This window comes from Marinicella sediminis, from assembly GCF_002000055.1.
GTDB lineage: Bacteria > Pseudomonadota > Gammaproteobacteria > Xanthomonadales > Marinicellaceae > Marinicella > Marinicella sediminis.
The window spans coordinates 1-863 of sequence record NZ_MVBD01000038.1; the positions used below are offsets into that span (position 1 = coordinate 1).

The 863-nt window shown below is 56.0% G+C and carries 1 protein-coding gene; it reads right to left on the minus strand.

Translation table 11 applies throughout. The features are described from left to right. The coding region (locus tag B0475_RS17350) for an Ig-like domain-containing protein (protein ID WP_198538374.1) at positions 1-863 on the minus strand (863 nt) is incomplete at both ends.

Here is an 863-nt window from a genome sequence, read left to right on the forward strand (position 1 = left end):
GGCTGGGTCACACCCGTCACTTCAAGCAAACCACCATCGGCATTGGCATCATTACCCAACACCAGGATGCTGTTGTTCACTGAATCCTCAATCACCGTGGCATTGTCGTCATTGGCCGTAGGGGCATCGTCCACACAGGTCACCGTCACCGCCACTGTGGCACTGGAGCCACCGTTGATGGTGTAAGTGAAGTCATCGGTCGGACTGCCGTCATTACAGTAATCAGCATCCGGCGTGTACGTCACACCACCGGCGGTGAAGGCCGCGGTGCCATTACCCGGCTGGGTCACACCCGTCACTTCAAGCAAACCACCATCGGCATTGGCATCATTACCCAACACCAGGATGCTGTTGTTCACTGAATCTTCAATCACCGTGGCATTGTCGTCATTGGCCGTTGGGGCATCGTCCACACAGGTCACCGTCACCGCCACTGTGGCACTGGAGCCACCGTTGATGGTGTAGGTGAAGTCATCAGTGGTCACCCCATCATTACAGTAATCCGCCACCGGCGCATAAGTCAGATCAGCCCCACCGTTGGTGATCACCACCAGACCATTGCCTGGTTGAGTCACCGAATCAATGGTGATCGGCCCACCATCGGCATTGCTGTCATTGGCCAGCACATCCACCGTGGTTGCCGGATCATCTTCGGTTACCGTGGCCGCATCGTTGTTAGCTGTAGGCGCATCATCCACACAGTTGACCGTAACAGCCACGGTACCCACTGAACCACCGTTCAATGTGTAGGTGAAGTCATCAGTGGTCACCCCATCATTACAGTAATCCGCCACCGGCGCATAAGTCAGATCAGCCCCACCGTTGGTGATCACCACCAGACCATTGCCTGGTTGAGTCACCGA